The organism is Planococcus liqunii, assembly GCF_030413595.1.
Lineage (GTDB): Bacteria > Bacillota > Bacilli > Bacillales_A > Planococcaceae > Planococcus > Planococcus liqunii.
The window spans coordinates 3,685,476-3,703,145 of sequence record NZ_CP129238.1; the positions used below are offsets into that span (position 1 = coordinate 3,685,476).

14 protein-coding genes and 1 pseudogene are annotated in these 17,670 nt (G+C 48.6%); 5 read left to right on the forward strand and 10 right to left on the reverse strand.

The genetic code is table 11. The features are described 5' to 3' along the window. Window positions 1–66 precede the first annotated feature (66 nt). Together QWY22_RS18190 and QWY22_RS18195 are read right to left on the reverse strand one after the other, a co-directional pair. Entirely contained in the window at window positions 67–831 is a 765-nt protein-coding gene (locus QWY22_RS18190; protein ID WP_300982207.1) for a sporulation protein, read from the reverse strand. 536 nt (window positions 832–1,367) lie between these two features. Continuing rightward, a complete protein-coding gene (locus QWY22_RS18195) occupies window positions 1,368–1,823 on the reverse strand; it encodes a VOC family protein (protein WP_300982208.1) in 456 nt (151 codons plus the stop codon). Window positions 1,824–1,901: 78 nt separating this feature from the next. On the opposite strand from QWY22_RS18195, the gene QWY22_RS18200 reads away from it, so the two are divergent. From QWY22_RS18200 to QWY22_RS18210, 3 genes and pseudogenes are all read left to right on the forward strand, one after another. Next, a complete protein-coding gene (locus QWY22_RS18200; RefSeq protein WP_300982209.1) occupies window positions 1,902–2,810 on the forward strand; it encodes a helix-turn-helix transcriptional regulator in 909 nt (302 codons plus the stop codon). A 399-nt stretch (window positions 2,811–3,209) separates the two neighbouring features. After that, a pseudogene (locus QWY22_RS18205) lies at window positions 3,210–3,344 on the forward strand (NADPH dehydrogenase); the annotation flags it as partial. Window positions 3,345–3,415: 71 nt separating this feature from the next. Beyond that, window positions 3,416–4,159, forward strand: coding sequence for an SDR family oxidoreductase (locus QWY22_RS18210; protein ID WP_300982210.1), 744 nt, complete (start codon window positions 3,416–3,418; stop codon window positions 4,157–4,159). A 414-nt stretch (window positions 4,160–4,573) separates the two neighbouring features. Here QWY22_RS18210 and QWY22_RS18215 read toward each other — a convergent pair whose 3' ends face one another. The 7 genes from QWY22_RS18215 to fdhD all read right to left on the reverse strand — a co-directional run bounded on the left by QWY22_RS18215 (window position 4,574) and on the right by fdhD (window position 12,662). After that, entirely contained in the window at window positions 4,574–5,479 is a 906-nt protein-coding gene (locus QWY22_RS18215) for a DMT family transporter (RefSeq protein ID WP_300982211.1), read from the reverse strand. A gap of 80 nt (window positions 5,480–5,559) precedes the next feature. Then, window positions 5,560–6,270 carry an NAD(P)H-dependent oxidoreductase gene (locus QWY22_RS18220; protein ID WP_300982212.1) on the reverse strand — a complete coding sequence of 237 codons (711 nt, stop codon included), beginning with the start codon at window positions 6,268–6,270 and terminating at the stop codon, window positions 5,560–5,562. Between the two features lie 48 nt (window positions 6,271–6,318). Beyond that, window positions 6,319–6,876 (reverse strand): helix-turn-helix domain-containing protein, encoded by a 558-nt coding sequence (locus tag QWY22_RS18225; protein WP_300982213.1) that lies wholly within the window; start codon window positions 6,874–6,876, stop codon window positions 6,319–6,321. Between the two features lie 298 nt (window positions 6,877–7,174). Then, window positions 7,175–9,505 carry an RNA polymerase recycling motor HelD gene (gene helD, locus QWY22_RS18230; RefSeq protein ID WP_300982214.1) on the reverse strand — a complete coding sequence of 777 codons (2,331 nt, stop codon included), beginning with the start codon at window positions 9,503–9,505 and terminating at the stop codon, window positions 7,175–7,177. A gap of 119 nt (window positions 9,506–9,624) precedes the next feature. Further along, window positions 9,625–10,473: an HpcH/HpaI aldolase/citrate lyase family protein gene (locus tag QWY22_RS18235; RefSeq protein ID WP_300982215.1), complete on the reverse strand. Its 849-nt coding sequence runs from the start codon at window positions 10,471–10,473 to the stop codon at window positions 9,625–9,627. A gap of 12 nt (window positions 10,474–10,485) precedes the next feature. Beyond that, on the reverse strand, window positions 10,486–11,688 hold the full coding sequence (locus QWY22_RS18240) for a CaiB/BaiF CoA transferase family protein (RefSeq protein WP_300982216.1): 1,203 nt from the start codon (window positions 11,686–11,688) through the stop codon (window positions 10,486–10,488). Between the two features lie 167 nt (window positions 11,689–11,855). Continuing rightward, window positions 11,856–12,662 (reverse strand): formate dehydrogenase accessory sulfurtransferase FdhD, encoded by an 807-nt coding sequence (gene fdhD, locus QWY22_RS18245; protein ID WP_300982217.1) that lies wholly within the window; start codon window positions 12,660–12,662, stop codon window positions 11,856–11,858. 174 nt (window positions 12,663–12,836) lie between these two features. On the opposite strand from fdhD, the gene fdhF reads away from it, so the two are divergent. Further along, the gene (gene fdhF, locus QWY22_RS18250; RefSeq protein WP_300982218.1) at window positions 12,837–15,773 is read left to right on the forward strand and encodes a formate dehydrogenase subunit alpha; all 2,937 of its coding nucleotides are present in this window, start codon (window positions 12,837–12,839) and stop codon (window positions 15,771–15,773) included. 6 nt (window positions 15,774–15,779) lie between these two features. Beyond that, window positions 15,780–16,262 carry a helical membrane plugin domain-containing protein gene (locus QWY22_RS18255; protein WP_300982219.1) on the forward strand — a complete coding sequence of 161 codons (483 nt, stop codon included), beginning with the start codon at window positions 15,780–15,782 and terminating at the stop codon, window positions 16,260–16,262. An 87-nt stretch (window positions 16,263–16,349) separates the two neighbouring features. Here the strand turns inward: QWY22_RS18255 and QWY22_RS18260 are convergent, their stop codons facing one another. Next, window positions 16,350–17,318 carry an aldo/keto reductase gene (locus QWY22_RS18260; RefSeq protein WP_300982220.1) on the reverse strand — a complete coding sequence of 323 codons (969 nt, stop codon included), beginning with the start codon at window positions 17,316–17,318 and terminating at the stop codon, window positions 16,350–16,352. Window positions 17,319–17,670 lie beyond the last annotated feature (352 nt).

The window sequence follows — 17,670 nt, forward strand, 5'->3', positions numbered from 1 at the left end:
AAGGATCCCTTTGAATCCTTTTAGGGACTCTATAGAACAGAGGAAGCCCTTTCTCGCTTAAATTCTCTAAGTTTTGCCCAACAGAAGATCATGCAGCTGACGAGCGATTGCATCAACACCGGGCACATTGCTAGATGGGTAATGAAGGGTCAATATCGTCTCCTTCCCGTTCAGTTCACGGGCGAGAAGGTCTTTCGTCTGCCTTTCTTCTTTATCCAGCTGGATATATGCCGTCGTTCCTGCTTGATCGGAGATAAGGACCAACTCCAGCTCACTGAACCGGCGCTTGAATTTTTTGTTGGGGTAAAATTCAAATTCTTGGAGTACGCCACTGTTCGTACGCCGACTTTGTACATTGACCACTTTCTTCAGCGGAAAGTCCATTTCCTGAACAGCATACAAAATCTTTTCTGCAGCTTCTGTTCCAAACACATGAATGTCATGCTCTTCTCTCAAATTGTTTTTCCCCGTTACCTCCAACATCGTCTTTAGCCAGACATCCACTTTATGGACGGTCATTGGGGTCTCTCGGGATAACTCAAATGCAAAAGGAATCGTTTTTTCTTCCCGTGGCCCTATCGTGAAAGCTCCACTAATTTTCAGCTTCTGGATTTCCACTTCTTCCAGCGCTTTCCGCCCCCCTTCCTCAACCAATACATTTGTCATTACAAAGATATACGCTCCTTTAATTTCCTGTTCGGTTTCGCCTCCGATTACATAGATTTCTCCTGAAATCGAACTTCCTTGATAGACTTTGGCTTTTGCGATAGAGGTCCCCACTTTGGCGTTTCCATCTCCTGCACTTGCCCTTAAGGTTTCCCAAATAGACATTGCATTGCCTCCTAAATTGTCTGTTTTTTCAATTTATTATACCACTCAGTCTCAGTAATCGCATGAAGATAAACTAAAGAGAAAAGAATGAGAATTAGTTCACAGTTTTAATATGAATGCCTTTTGTTTATTTTAACTAAATCCTCATATAGCTTCTGGTAACCTCATGGCATATAAAATTAATAGGAATTTTCATTAATTTTCTTTTTATATTTTTTAACATTTACAGTCTAGCTACTTTGTAGAGCTTATTTACGAAATACTCATGTTATTTGAGGAAAAAACCAGAATGAAAACTGAACTGTTTGTAAAAGTACACCTCCATCAACAGAAAGGAAGAGAAAATGCTCTAATTGAGCGTCTTCTCTTCCTTTCTATGCCTATTCAATTAACTTGTTATCGAATTTTAGTGCGATAATGGCCAACTACTTAAATATATTTCATATTTATGTGTTCTTTTTAACTTTAAGTATAAAGTTGAAGGACCAATTTAATACAACAATTAATCAAAATACATACTAGTTAATGCTTTTGTTCTAATTCACAAAACCATCTAGAAACTTACTCGCTTCACCATTAAATTTCCACATCACACCAAACCGGTCGATTAACATACCAAAACTGGCGGACCACGGAGTAGAAGATAAGGGCATGATTACCGTACCACCTTCAGAAAGTGCTTCGAAAATGGACTGATTGGCTTCTGGTTCAGCATCGATGATACTAATAAGGAGGGAATTCCCTTGCGTAATTCCTCCTGTCACCGCTTGCATACCCAGTGGGACATCCGAGAGCATCAATGTGTTTCCTGCGAATTCAATACGCGATTCCATGATCATGTTTTGTTCTTCTTCCGTGAATGGCGCATTCGGATCTTGGTCAAAAGCATTAAATCTCACTTTTTTCACACTTGTTGCTTGCAATGCTCTTTCGTAAAACGTCAGTGCTTCTTCTGCCTTGCCTTCAAATTGTAGATAAGCTACTGTTTTCATCTTTTATTTCCTCCTTTGTTATACCCAAAGTATAATGGGGCATAGGTGACAACAGTATGTCGTATATCGGAGGACACTATGAAAAAAATTGAACGGCTTATCTCAATTGTCATGATTTTACTGCAAAAGGAAATTGTTTCAGCCTCAGAATTCAGCCGTCTATTCGATGTTTCAAAGCGAACAATCCAACGGGATATAGAAGCCTTGGGTTATGCAAATATCCCCATTTATGCAGAACACGGTGCTGAGGGAGGATATGCGTTAATGGATGAATATAAACTCGATAAACGTTTGGTAAACAGCCAAGACTTAGAAAATATCCTCGTCTCCTTAGGTGGCTACGACCAATTGATAACGAACCCGGAAATTCAAATGACAATTCAAAAAATCAAATCAATGACCAGCCTGGAAACGACCGCAAAACTGGATTTGAGTTTTTATGATTGGTCAGGTAGAAGCGAGATCAAAGAAGACATTACACTGATCAATCAAGCAATCGGAAAGAACTGGTTGTTAACATTTGAATACGTCGATCAAGGCGGCAAAAGAAGCTGTCGGGTCGTAGAACCTTATAGGCTGCGTTTAATGGAGATGCATTGGTATCTTTTTGCTTATTGTCTTGAACGCAAAGACTATCGAACATTCAAGTTGACGAGGATGATCGATATTAAACAGGAAGGTTCTTTCAGTCCGAGGTCCGATCTCGAATCTATAAAAGACCAAAAGCATAGTGGACAATCCGAGTTGGTCCCGGTACAGCTATTAGTCGATGTTGTGGTCAGAGATCAGTTTATCGAGAGATATGGCAAAAGTTCTGTTACGGAAATGACGGCAGAAAGTTATCTTGTCAAGATTGAGCTACCTGAGAGCCATTTTGCTTACCAGTTTGTAGCTGGTTTCGGCAATAAAGTTAAGATTTTGGAACCACATAGTTTTATAGAAAATTATTTAATTTTTTTAGAGGAAACCATCCGACTGTATCGATAGTAGCTGCAGAATTTTGCTCCTAGACAAATAAGCACAACAACTTTTGCAACGGCTAGGACTTTTTTTATAATCAATCAAAGAGTTACTCTCATTCCACTGATTATACATTTTGCTTTCAAAAATAAGACTTGTACAGATAAAGAGGAAAATCAGTGCTTATAGGCAATGATTTTCCTCTTTGTATTTCGTCAATAAATTAGCTGTTACTTCTGATAAATTTATGATATGTAAACTACTAGACAGTTAGCGCATCTTTCTATAATACTTTAGTAATTACATACTATTACGTATAACCCGATAAGCTTGTGTTTAATATGGGAACTGTGACTGTTAAAAAGAGAATCTCATCTTTACAACATCAAACTTCGCCCCATAAAATGAGGGCGCAGCTTAAGCAAAATCGGCAACGAAGAAGCCGACTTAGTCGCTGTCGGCCGAGGCATGTTGAAAAACCCTTATTGGACCCTGGAAGCTGCAGAAAAAATAAGAAAAGAGACCTCTGTGCCTGTACAATATGCAGCAGGATTCAAGTAAGCAGTATTTAGTTAATACCTATACCGAGTACACGAAACAAAAATGAAAACATATTTTGGAGGGAGTTTATAATGACATACATTGACGACAAAGTGATTATCATCACCGGGGCTTCAAGCGGGATTGGCGAGGCAGCGGCTCTTTATCTTTCAGAACGCGGCGCCAAAGTGGTTTTAGCAGCAAGAAGCGAAGAAAAGCTGAAAGTTCTTGCAGAGCGCATAAACAACAGCGGTGGAACGGCACTGTACCGCTCAACGGATGTGACCAATAAAGACGAAGTTCAATCTTTAGTTGATTTCACTATTGAGAAATTCAATCGTGTGGACACCTTGATTAACTCGGCCGGACTGATGTTATTCTCAATGTGGGACAATACGCACGTAGAAGAATGGGAAAAAATGATCGACCTGAATCTTAAAGGGGTTCTTTATGGAATCGCAGCAGTGCTTCCGAAAATGAAGGAACAAGGATCTGGCCAAATCATTAATGTCGGTTCAGTTGCCGGTCACGCTGTAGGTGAAGGGCATGGTGTCTACAGCTCAACAAAATACGCAGTTAAAGCAATAACTGAAAGCCTTCGTAAGGAAATGTCTGTTAAATACAACATCAAAGCTTCGATGGTCTCTCCCGGTGTGATTGCCACCAATTGGCAAGATACAGTAACCGATCGTGATGTGGAAAGTGTTCTTGAGAATTTAAATGAAGTGGCAATTGATGTGGAGCACGTGGCTAAAACCATTGCTTTTGTTATCGATCAGCCTGCTGATGTTCTGATCAACGATGTATTAGTAACTCCTACCTCGCAAAAATGGTGAGTAGAACTAAGTTCCATTGAACGTACTTTTTTAAAAAGAAGAACCAAAAAAATCAAATCGTCCTTCCTGCCGCATCTTTCTTAAAAATACGGCAGGAAGGGCTTTTTATTTTTTTTAAAAAGGACAAGTGCAGAAATGTAAAACTTAGTCAGCATCTTTTGAACAGTATTTAAAGATTTTAGAGCATTTTCCCTCTTAAATTAGCAAATGTAGTTTGTTGACTTATATATTTTGTAGTTATTAATTTAGTAAATCTAATAATATAATCGGATCTATTCTTCTATCACACTAAGGCGTTCGTAAAATACACTTTTAAAAACGAAAAAAGAGTGAAAATTTTAGACGAAGTTTCTACTTTTCCGATAATTCAATGATATGTAAACTGATTTATATGAGTGATTGACGAGTTATATATCATTGCGATAAATTCCGTCCACTGTTTCGTATATCACTCCTTTGCTTTGATTGACTGCTCTTCCTTTGGCTGCTTGATAAGACAACACTGAGTAAAATAAGAGCTGCCCCGATATAGCCTTTGCCGTGCAATATTTCTTGTGCAAATACATAACCAAATAAAGCAGCGAAAACCGGCTCTAACGAAAACATCAGTCCTGTACGTGTCGGTGACGTGTATTTTTGGGCGATGATTTGTAAAATGAAGCCGATGGCACTGCAAAAGATGCTTAAGGCAAGAATCGCAAGCCAGCTAATTGTGGTACTGGGCCAAGCAGGCACTTCGAAAATAAATGAAAAGATCAACCCATACAATCCGGTGAAGCCCAGCTGGGCAATCCCTAAGTTTAACGGATCCACCTTCTTGGCTGCCGAACTTACCACTATAATATGCACGGCATAGAAAAGCGCAGCCCCCATACAGAATAAGTCGCCCCTATTAAACACTAAAGGCAGTTGAATGGTGAGAAAACCGATTCCTGTAATGGCAAGAATCACACTCAGGGCCGTTTTCAATTCAACTTTTTTTCGCAATACGAAAGCCGTAATCAGCGGAACAAATACCACAGTCAAGCTAACCAAAAAACCTGCATTTGACGTGGTGGTCGTGTTCAATCCATACGTGATTAACACGAAAACGATGAATAGAATAACCCCTAGAATGGCCGCACACTTTAAGGTGAGGCAATCAATTTTCCTGAACCGCCGAAAAAAGAGGCCCGCCGCCAGCACAAATGCCAATCCGAATCGAAGCGCGATTACATTGAATTCTCCAAGCGAATCAATTCCTATTTTCATAAACAAATAAGACGATCCCCATCCGATTGTCACCAGTAACATCAGTAAATCCGCCTGGAAAGGTTTCATGCGTCTCCTCCTTCACTGTGCCTTCTTCTAATCTATAAAAATAAAGTATACTTGCATCGCAAAAGTGAAGAGCGATTGCTTTATTGATATTCTTTCTTCAATTGATGATTCTCATCGTAATGGTCTTTTGGGTGGTAAGAAATGATGGGTTGTTCAACTAGAGTATGAAGCCGCTGTTTGTACGCCTCCAAATACATTTTCCGTTCATCTTCGTCATGTGACGGTGTCCATGAGATGAATGGCTCGACTGGCTGCATGCCCGAAAAGTAGAGCATGCCATGATTGATATGGTAGAGAATTTTTTCATGAATATCGCCATCCATCCCGTTTGGCATATAAGCCCCTTTGGGCGTTCCAGTCGTCACCGAAAGCATGGCTTTTCTACCTTTTAACCCTCCCGAATCGTATCTATTTTCTCTGGTGTAGATAAAGCCCGAAGCATACACCCGGTCAAACCATCCTTTTAAGATGGCCGGCATGGAGTACCACCAAATGGGAAACTGGAAAATAACAAAATCGGCCCACACCAGCTTTTCCTGTTCATCTTCAATATCGCGTGAAAAACTTTCGGTTTTGACCGCATGTTTCTGTTCAACTGCATATTTCAAAGAGTGTTCGTCCTGACGCTGCTGAAAATCACCGCCGTCGGCAACCGCCTTGAAATTCATGGCGTACAAATCCGATACTTCTACTTGATGACCCAGTTTGGTCAATTCTGAAACTGCCAAGTCCTTTAGCGCTCCATTGAACGATTGCGGTTCAGGATGTGCATATACAATCAGTACGTTCATCTCTTCATCTCCTCATGGATAATTCACTAATGTTTAGCCTGCGTCTTTTCAGATTTCATTTTCAGGATAGAACATCAGCATAAAAAAGCTGGCTGGTTCCGCTGTTTCATTTTTATAGCTGTGCGGAACCGTACCGGAAAATTGAAGCGCATCCCCGGAGGCCAATGTATAACGCTGACCTTGAAGATCCATGATCAGTTCCCCGTTTTTCATGACGATGTATTCTTCCCCCAAATGGGTTTTGGCCTGATGAAAACAGCCTGGCTCCAGTTCAGTGACGTAAATCTCGAATTTTTTATCCGGATGAAAAGGGAAAAAAGGATAGACCCGATATCTGCCTTCATTGTCCGTAATGGGCTCAATGTCAGTCAGACTAATCTGCTTGACTTGAGGCTCGCTTTCCGTCATGAAGGAAGTGAAGGAAACTTGAAGGCCGTTTGCGATTTTCCATAAAGTCGCTACCGTCGGATTGGATTTCCCTTTCTCAATTTGAGCCAGCATGGCTTTACTGACCCCTGTTGCTTCAGAAACCTGATCGAGCGTAAGGTTCCTTCGTTTCCGTAGATTGGCCAAGTTTTTCGAAATAATCCCTTGAATATTTTCCATTCCATGCCTCCTGTTAACTTTATTAATGAACAATATAACATACTTTTAAACGTTTTAACAGACAAAGGATTTTGATTAATCCTTAGATGGCATTTCTCTAATCAGTATGTTGAGTCTTCGTAGAAAAAAGCGTTCGTAAAAGTACACCTTTCCGAACGCTCTAAAGCCTCTCCGAACTTCATAAAAAGAACGTTCGTAAATGTGTCAAAACACTTTACGAACGTTCTTTTATTTCTAGACAGGTTTACGAACGGTCCATCATTGCTTCATCCTGTTCGGTCCATGTGCATAATGCAACTCATGCCTCAACCCGAACCAGCCCTTCCTGCAGTGCTTCCTCTAGAAACGGACTCGGTTTGCCGACGGAGAAAAGCTGCAGTTCGTGCATAGCACGCGTACAGGCGGTGTAGAACAGGCGGCGCAGGCTTTCCTGTCCGTACATCTGTTCCGAGGCGTCGTAGAGGATGACGGCGTCGAACTCGATGCCTTTTGCCAAATACGACGGGATGACGATGACGCCCTGCTCGTATTCGGCGGAGCCGGTCTTCATCCGCTTCAGCCCCTCGATGCCGGACAAGGCTTCATGGGCATGCGCGGCTTCGGAAGCGGATTTGCAGATGATGGCAATCGTGCCGAATTTGCCGCGCAGTTCTGCGACCCGCTCCATGATGCAGCGATGCAGTTCTGCATGATCCGCTACTTCCGTCAGGACCGGCTTTTCGCCTTGCCGCTCAAACGGGACGATGGCGTTGCCTTCCGGCACAAGCCGGCGGGTGAATTCGATGATTGGTTTGGTGGCGCGGTAGCTTTGCGCCAGACGGATCGTTTCGGTTTGATCTGTTCCGTACAGGTTGGTCAGCACATCAAAATCGTTGAATTCACCGGCATGGGCAAAAATCGCCTGGTTGAAGTCGCCGAGCACCGTCATGCGCGCTGAGGGAAACAGCCTCTTCAAAAATTCAAACTGGAACGGCGAGTAATCCTGTGCCTCATCGATGACAATGTGGCGGATCGCCGTGTTCGTCTGAAAGCCGAGAATCAGTTCTTTCAACAGCAGAAACGGCGTGGCGTCTTCGTAAAACAGTTCCTCTTCCGAAAGCTTATCAAGTGTCTGCCGGCAAATGGCTTCCCATTCCGCAGGCAGTTCCGCCTGATTATCTTCCAAAAATCCTGCAAAAAGTTGGCGGTACAGTGCTTTGACATCGACAAAGCGGTAAGCCTTGATCTTTTTTCGGAGCGGTTTCAGCTTCTGGCGCACAACAAGCCGGGCCAGTTCTTCCGGCTCCATTTCGTAGTCGCTCACCGCTTTTCCTTTAAAACCTTTTTTCGCTGCCAGATAGGCATGCGCTTTCTGGTAGGAATCGTTGCTGAGCAGCTCCATTTCCTCTTCCACCCACGGCTCTTCCCATTCCTGTTTTTCAAATTCATCGAGCTCTTTCAACAGCCAGTCCTTCAACCCTTCCAGCCGGTTGTGGAAACGCAGCGTTGTGTCGCGGGAATAAAACCGCGCTTCAATGGCTTCGGCGCTTGCAATCGGATGTCCAGCGAAACGGATGCGCTTGAATATCATGCCGGACTCCTCCAACGTCCGCCGATACGATTTGATGGCTTCGAAAAACTGGACCGATGCCTTGAAGCGGATGGCTGCCACACGGGCCGCGTATGCCGGATCGTCCCTTTTCGTCAACACGTACTCCAGCTGTCCGTACGGATTCTCAAGCTCAAACTGGGCGCTCAACCGGTGGTTCAAGTATTCTTGGAACGTCACTTGGTGCATGTTCTCTTCGCCGAGTTCCGGCAGCACATTCGACACGTAGCTCGAAAACATTGCGTTCGGCGAAAACAGAATGATCTGGTCGGCGTTCAATTGATCCCGGTATTTATAGAGAAGATACGCGATGCGCTGCAGCGCAGCCGAAGTCTTCCCGCTGCCGGCTGCCCCCTGTACGATCAGCAGGCGTGTCCGGTCGTGGCGGATGATGCGGTTCTGTTCCTGCTGAATCGTCGCGACGATGCTGTGCATCTTCTTGTCGGCGCTTTTGCCAAGCACCTGCTGCAGGATTTCGTCCCCAATGGTCAGACTCGTGTCGAACATCGACTCTAAAACGCCGCTGCGAATCAAATATTGCCATTTCTTCTCCAAATGCCCTCGCACTTCCCCGCCTGGCGTTGAATAAGATGCGGGTCCCGGCTGGTGGTCGTAGTAGACGCTCGAGACCGGTGCGCGCCAGTCGTAAACAAGGAATTCATCGCCTGTTGAATCGGTCAATGTCGAGATGCCGATATAGACTTCTTCTTTTTCCGGTTCGTCTTCCTCTTGAAAATCGATGCGGCCGAAATACGGCGTTCTTTGCATGCTTCGAAGTTCCGCCAGCTTTTTGGTGGACTGTCGGTGGGTGGTTTCACTGACGGACAGCGCCTGTGCTTCCTGCCGCAAGCCGATGATCGTTTCCAGGAAATCGTCGAACGAATCGAGGCTTATTTTGTTTTCATCCCAGAAATGGCGGCGGATGTTCACCACATCGTCTTTTTGGCGAGACGTATCTGCTTCCAATCTTCGGAGCTGCCCGGTGACTTCCTGCATCACGCGGTCGACTCGTTTTTGCTCCTTTTGAAATTCCAGATTCACGTGAACCACTCCTTACAAAATGACTAATCCCTGTGCGAATTAAGAATCGGATAACGTTCGGTTTTCTTCATTAAGAGGCAGTTGCGTTTGGAATGTTTCATAGCGCTTCCGTTGAAGCATCAGCCGCCGATAATGAGCTGGTAGCGTTCAGCAGCGCTGTAGATCTGTTTCGCTTTTTCGATAATCGGCCGGTCGACCATTTTGCCGTCCAGCATGAAGACGCCGGCGCCTTTCGCTTCGTGTTCGGCATGGCGCAGCACTTTCACCGCCCAGTCGATGTCTTCCCGCGATGGGCTGTAAACTTCGTGGATCGTCTCAATCTGTTTCGGATGCACCGCCATCTGGCCGTTAAAACCGAGGGCACGCGCTGAAACGGCGCGCTTTTGCAGGCTTTCCGTATTGTGGATGTCGGCGAATACGGTGTCGTAAATGCCTTCGACGCCCCCCGCTTTGGCGTACGTGACGATGCGGGAGCGCGCATAAATCGCTTCAAGCCCCGCTTCCGTCAGCGTCAAATCCGCGTCCGCTGCATAGTCGATGGCGCCGAACGCGACGCCGCTGACGTTCGGATTGCTGAAGATGTCTTCCAGACGGACGATGCCGACTGCTGTTTCTACAAGGACGATCAGTTCGCCGTTAGCACCCATGCCGTCCCACGTTTCCTGTACTTGCCGGGCACTTTCCGCTTTCGGCAGCATGATGCCGTTGACGTTTTCATGCCGGGCAAGTTTGACATCTTCCGCGTACCATTCGGTGCCGTACTGGTTGATGCGCAGGAAAATGGGCTTTGCCGGTTTGTCCTCCAGTTCGTCGAGCGCTTCTTTAATAACTGCGCGGGCAGCCGCTTTTTCATCCGGATGGACAGCGTCCTCCAAATCCCACAGCAAGGCGTCCGCTTCGCTGCTGACGGATTTCAGCAGCCGCTCTTTGTTCGTTCCCGGTGTAAACATCAGACTTCGGTAAATCATCCTTTTTCCCCCTTAAATGATGCCGTCTTTTTTCAGTCCTTCGATTTCTTCCGGAGTCAGCCCCAGTTCGCCGTACAGCGTTTCATTGTATGAGCCGAGTTCCGCTCCGGCATGGCGTATTTCTCCCGGTGTACGCGACAGTTTCGGTGCCACATTGAGCATCTTGACGCTGCCGAAATGCACATCCGGCACATCCGCGATGTTTTCTCGGTGGTTGAAATGCGGGTCATTCACAATGTCTTCCACTGTATAGACCGGCGCAATCGTCGCTTCAAAATGGACAAAGCGCTCGAGGATTTCGTCCTGCGTGTACCCTTTCATCCAGCCGGCGATGATCGCCTCCAGTTCGTCGACGTTCTCGAGGCGCTTCTGATTGGTTGCGAATTTCGGATCCGTTATCAAGTCTTCCCGGCCGATTGCCTTGAATATGCGTTCGACGATCGGCTGTGACGTGCCAGATATCGCAAGCCATTTCCCGTCTTTCGTTTCGTATAAATTGCGCGGTACAGTCCAGCCTGTGCGGTTCCCTTTCCGTCCCGGAATGATGCCGAGCTGGTCGTATTCCATGACCTGGTTGCCGAGCATCCCCATGAGCGCTTCGTAAATCGGCAAATCGATATACTGCCCCCGTCCCTCCTCCGAATGGTCGCGTTCGTAAATCGCGACCATCGTGGCGTAAGCGCCCATTAGCGCGGTCGCGTAATCGGCGAGCGCGAAACTTGGCAGCACCGGACCTCTATCCGGAAAACCGTTGACCTGCGCAAAGCCAGACATCGCTTCCGCGAGCGTACCGAACCCCGGTCGTTCCTTGTAAGGGCCGTCTTCACCGAAGCCCGACACCTTCACGACAATCAACCCAGGATTGTCTTTCGACAAGGATTCATAGGTGATGTTCCATTTCTCCAAAGTCTTCGGACGGAAATTCGTAATGACGACGTCTGCCGTTGCAGCGAGTTTATGGAACAGCTCCTGGCCTTTCGGCGTACTGAAATTCAGCGTGATCGGCTTTTTGTTGCGCGACACGAGCTTCCACTCAAGCGACTCGCCGTCTTTCTGGCGGCCGGCATTCCGCAGCGGGTCTCCTGCAGGATGCTCCACTTTAATGACGTCCGCTCCGAAATCCCCCAGATATGTAGCCAGCATCGGTCCCGCAAGCACAGTGGATGCGTCAATGACCCGCAGTCCGGCAAGCGGCAGCTTTCTGTTTTCTTCCATTGCTTCAGCTCCTCCAAATATTCCTGAAAATGTTTTCAGAATTTTCTCTTATCATATAGTCAATCGGATAAATTGTAAACCTCTTGGATACAAAAACCAAAAACACCCTGCGCCCGGAATTCCATATGAATTCTTTGGTGCAGGGTGTTTGATTCATTACGAATTTTTTATGGTTCAGTGGTTGTCTTGATGCGTTCCGGATGCGTGTAGAGATTAAACGAGCCTTTCCGGATAAAGCCGACCGTCGTGATGCCGAGCTCTTCAGCAAGCGACAGCGCGAGTTCGGTCGGCGCCGATTTTGACAGAATGATTTCGCAGCCGATCTTCGCAACTTTCAACAGGATCTCCGACGAAATGCGGCCGCTGAAAGCAATCACTTTGTCGCGTACATCAATGTCGTTTCGCAGGCAATGGCCGTAAATTTTGTCGAGCGCATTGTGCCGGCCGATGTCCATGCGCGATAGGAAAAAGCCGTCGGTGCTGCACAGCGCAGCGTTGTGCACGCCGCCGGTCTGCCGGAACATGTCGGCGCTGTCCTCCAGCTTTCCCATCAAGGAAAAACAATCTTCCGGCGACAAGGTCACCCGGACACTGTCCATCGTTTTCGCAGTCAAGGCGTCGTGGGCAAATACAAAGCCTTGCCGGCTCATTCCGCAGCACGACGAGACAAAGCGTTTGTTCTGCAGGTTCTCATAGAACGGATACATTTTATTCGCTTCGATATGGACGATGCCTTGTGCATTGTCGACGCGGATATCCCGGATATCGCGGTGATTCGGGATGATGCCTTCCGATGCCAGAAAGCCGACCGCCATGTCTTCGATGTATTCCGGCGAGCAGACGATCGTGATGAATTCGCGGCCGTTGATCCGGATGGTGATTGGCTCTTCGGTCACGATCCGGTCTTCCCGCTCACGGAACTCGCCGTCTATATAGCGGAGCACTGTCCGCGTTTTTTGCTGCTCCTTTTGCATAATCACCAATCCCTTTTAGAAATATCATTTATTGATTGATTATTCCGTTAATTTATTGTAGCACTCTATTAAATTGATTATACTATTACCACAGAGGATAAAGCGCCGCAAAAGAACGGCGCCGTTTTTATTTTAAGGAATTGGGAATGTTCGAGTAAAAAAGGAGGTGCCGGCATGCCGGTCAAAATCAACGGTTCACTGTATGAGTTCCAGGAAGGCCAGACGATTCTCCAAGTGGTCAATGCGTATGGCATCACGCATCCGCAGATCTGTTATTTGCCCGAAGTCAATCCGATTGAAACCTGCGACACGTGCATCGCGGAAGTCGACGGACAGCTGATGCGGACCTGTTCGGCCAAAGCGGTATCCGGGATGGATATCCGCCTCGCTTCCCCGCGGGCAAAAGAAGCGCAGACGGAAGCGATGGACCGGATCCTGGAAAACCATTTACTGTATTGCACGGTCTGCGACAACAACAACGGCAACTGCAAAGTACATAACACCGTGGACATGATGGAAATCGAACACCAGAAATACCCGTTCGAGCCGAAATGTTCAACAGATGCCGTCGATTTCACCAATCCGTTTTACCGCTACGACCCTAACCAGTGCATCGCCTGCGGGCAATGCGTCGAAGCGTGCCAGAACCTGCAGGTCAATGAAACCTTGTCGATGGACTGGGAACGGGACCGCCCGATCGTCTTGTGGGACGGCGGCGCGAAAATCAACGATTCGTCCTGCGTCAGCTGCGGCCACTGCGTCACGGTATGCCCGTGCAACGCGCTCATGGAAAATACGATGCAAGGCGAAGCCGGCTTTATGACCGGCCTGAAAGATGAAGTACTGACGCCGCTGATCGACCTCGTGAAAGACGTCGAACCGGGCTACAGCGGCATCCTGGCAATTTCAGATGCGGAAGCGGCGATGCGCGAAACCCGAACGAAAAAGACTAAGACGGTGTGCACGTTCTGCGGCGTCGGCTGCACGTTCGAAGTGTGGACGAAAGACCGGAAAATCCTGAAAGTCCAGCCGGTATCGGAAGCACCGGCGAATGCCATTTCCACTTGCGTCAAAGGAAAATTCGGCTGGGATTTTGTCAACAGCGAAGAGCGCCTGACCACACCGCTGATCCGCCGCGGCGAAGAATTTGTCGAAGCCACTTGGGAAGATGCGCTCGACCTGGTGGCAAAACGCCTCGGGGAAATCCGGCATGAACACGGCAAAGACGGCGTCGGCATCATTTCTTCGTCAAAAATCACCAATGAAGACAATTACGTCATCCAAAAGCTGACACGCCAAGTGTTCGAATCGAACAATGTCGACAACTGCTCGCGCTATTGCCAGACTCCGGCAACGGACGGTCTGTTCCGCACGGTCGGCATGGGCGGCGATGCCGGCACCATCCAGGATATTGCTAGTGCAGGCCTCGTCATGATTATCGGCGCAAATCCGGCGGAAGGGCATCCAGTCCTTGCCACGCGCGTGAAACGGGCGCACAAACTGCATGGACAGAAGCTGATTGTCGCCGACTTGCGGAAAAATGAAATGGCTGAACGCGCCGACCTCTTTATCCGGCCGAAACAAGGCACGGATCAGGTCTGGCTCATGGCGGTCACTAAGTACTTGATCGACCAGGGCTGGCACGACCAAGACTTTATCGAAGACAATGTCCACCATTTTGAGGACTTCAAAGAGGTGCTGGAGAAATATACGCTTCAATACGCCGAACAGGAAACCGGGCTTTCGCCGGAAACGCTCATCCGGATTGCCGAAGCGATCCGTGATGCAGACGGCACGTGCATCTTGTGGGGCATGGGCGTCACCCAGAATACCGGCGGATCGGACACGTCCGCTGCCATCTCGAACTTGCTGCTGGCGACTGGCAATTACCGCCGTCCGGGCGCCGGGGCGTATCCGCTCCGCGGGCACAACAACGTGCAAGGCGCCTGCGATATGGGTTCCCTTCCCGCCTGGCTGCCGGGCTATCAGCATGTGTCGGACGATGCGGCGCGTGCGAAATTCGAACAGGCTTACGGCGTCGAAATCAGCGACAAGCCGGGCTTTGACAACGTGTCAATGCTGCGCGCCGTTGACGACGGCATCATGAAAGCGATGTATGTTGTCGGCGAAGACATGGCACTGGTCGATTCCAACTCGAACCACGTCGATGAAGTCCTGTCGAAACTGGACTTTTTCGTGGTGCAGGATATCTTCTTCTCCCGCACGGCGCAATACGCCGATGTCATCCTGCCGGCGGTGCCGTCGCTCGAAAAAGATGGCACGTTCACGAATACGGAACGCCGCGTGCAGCGTCTTTACCAGGCACTGCCGGAACTTGGGGATGCAAAGCCCGACTGGTGGATTGTCCAGGAAATCGCGAAACGCCTCGGCGCCGACTGGGACTACAGCCATCCGGGTGAAATCTTCGCCGAAATGGCCAGCTTGACGCCGCTTTTCAGCCAGGCCGATTATGAGTCGCTGGAAGGCTGGAACAGCTTCTTATGGGGCAGCCATGACGGTTCCAGTACGCCGCTGCTGTATGTCGACGGGTTTAATTTCAATGACAAAAAAGCGCGTTTTGCCCTGTCGGACTGGGTCGAACCGGTCGAGTTCGCGGCAGAGTTCGATCTGCATATCAACAACGGCCGCATGCTCGAACATTTCCACGAAGGCAATTTGACGGACCGCTCAACCGGCATCCACGAAAAAGTGCCGGAGAACTTTGTCGAAATGTCGCCTGAACTCGCAAAAGCGCGGGACATTTTGGACGGTTCGGTTGTCCGGCTGATTTCTCCATTCGGCGCCGTCAAAGTGCCGGTCGTCGTGACTTCGCGGGTCCAGGGCAATGAACTCTTTTTGCCGATGCATTCCACGAATAAGGAACGGGCCATCAACTTCTTGACCGGCCCTGCGACCGACCAGCGGACCAATACTCCGGCCTTCAAGCAGACGAAAGTCCGCATGGAAGTGCTGCAAAGGGACGGCCACAACCCGCTGCCGAAATCGAACCACCGCACCAAAAAGCGCCACCCGACACGGGGTGTGGAAGTTGAACGCAAATGGCGGCGGCCGGATCACGTGCCGCTGACCGACCAACCGAAAGAAAGGTGATGTGCTTTGGCAACGCCGATTACGCGAATTAAAAAGAAACAGCTCACGCCGGAGGAACTCAAACTGCAGCGGCTTTTCGAACTTGAAACCCAAGTGGCCGAACAGCAGCAGGCGCTCCAAAAAGTGCTCGAAATCACTGGTGAACTCGACAAGGCGGGCATCCTGGATGCCGTCAATGCGATGGTCAAGGCACGGGAAGATTTGATGGATATTACCGTCCAGCAGGCTTCCCGCGAACCCGTCACGACGCTCATCAACAATTTGATGAATGCAGCGGGCGCGTTGACCGCCATTGATCCGGCGACAACTGCAAAACTGTCATCCAGCGTGCAGCGCGGCCTCCAGAACGCGGAAGCCGGCCAGTCTGACCCCCGCAAACTGAGCATGCTCGGTCTGTTCAAAGCGCTGCGCGATCCGGACATCAACCGCTCGATCCGCTACGGCCTGCATTTTTTGAAAGGCATGGGGGAAGAGCTGGAGCGAAAGTAGAACCCCTCCGTAAGGTGTGGGTTTAGTAAATGCATAAGGAAAGCACTCCTGACGGAATTGTTGGAGTGCTTTTTGTATGGATTCTTTTTATACTTCTTCCGAACGGTCCGTGGCCGGCGGCGGTGTGATGGAAAGTTCCGAGATTTCCTGGCGCCATTCCGGCGTCATTTGGATGTCGAGTGCGCCGAGAGACGGCTCCAGCTGTTCCAGGTTGCGGGCGCCGATAATCGGTGCGGTGACGCCTGGATGCGCCATGACCCAGGACACGGCAAGTGAAGCCGGATGATGCCCTCGCTCTTTGGCATACTGCACGAAGCGGTCGGCCGTTTCGAAGTAAGCGGCATCGGCGTAGCGTTTTTCGTAGTTTTTCTGTTCGACTAGGCGGCCCTGTTCCGGCTTTTTGCCGCCGGTGTATTTCCCTGTCAGGAGCCCGCCGCCGAGCGGGCTGTACGTAATAACGCCCATATTTTCTGCTTCTGCGAGCGGCAGGATCTCCACTTCTGCTTGCCGCTTCACAAGATTGTACATCGGTTGGATACACTCGAAACGCGCCAGGCTTTCCTTATAGGAGATGCCAAGAGACGTCGCGATTTGCCAGGCGGCCCAGTTGCTGACGGCAGGATACAGGATTTTGCCTTGGCGCTGGAGATCGTCCATCGCCCGCAGCATCTCCTCGATCGGGGTTGCTGGGTCGAAGGCATGGACAAAATAGAATTCGATGCGGTCGGTATTCAGGCGCTTCAAGCTTTTCTCCACTTCGAGCATGATGTGGCGGCGAGATAAACCGCGGTTGTTGACGTCCGTTCCTGTCGGTCCGTTCACTTTTGTGGTCAGCACCAGGTCGTCGCGGCTGTCTGCGATGCACCTGCCCAAAATCTCTTCCGATACGCCTTTGTTGTAGACATTCGCGCAGTCAAAAAAGTTGATGCCTGCTTCCCGGCAGCGCTTGAACATCGCCTGTGACGTCTCTTCATTGGCATTTCCCCCAAATGACATCGTCCCAAAGCATAGGCTTGAAACTTTGATGCCTGTTTTTCCAAGTGTGCGGTATTCCATTCTTCTTCCTCCTTTATGTATGGCGGATTGGTTTGGATTTCACGTGGTGTCTGAAAAAAATGTGTAGGTCCATTATTGCGGAGTTGGATTTTTCAGTCAATTATTTCAATCAATCTACGGCACGGCCTTCTTCATAGAAAGAGCATGTCTATTTCCTGGGAAATAAAATTGGCGCCTAGCGTAAAGTGCAAAAATAAAAGCGTGCCAGAAATTATTCTTTCTGGCACGCTTTCTATATAAGCTCTTTTAAATTCTTTTGGAATGCAGCGGCCATATCGTGTAGCGGCTCGCGTATCCGGCACCGCCACGTTTCTGTAACCGCTGCATTGGTATTCTGTACCCGATTATAACT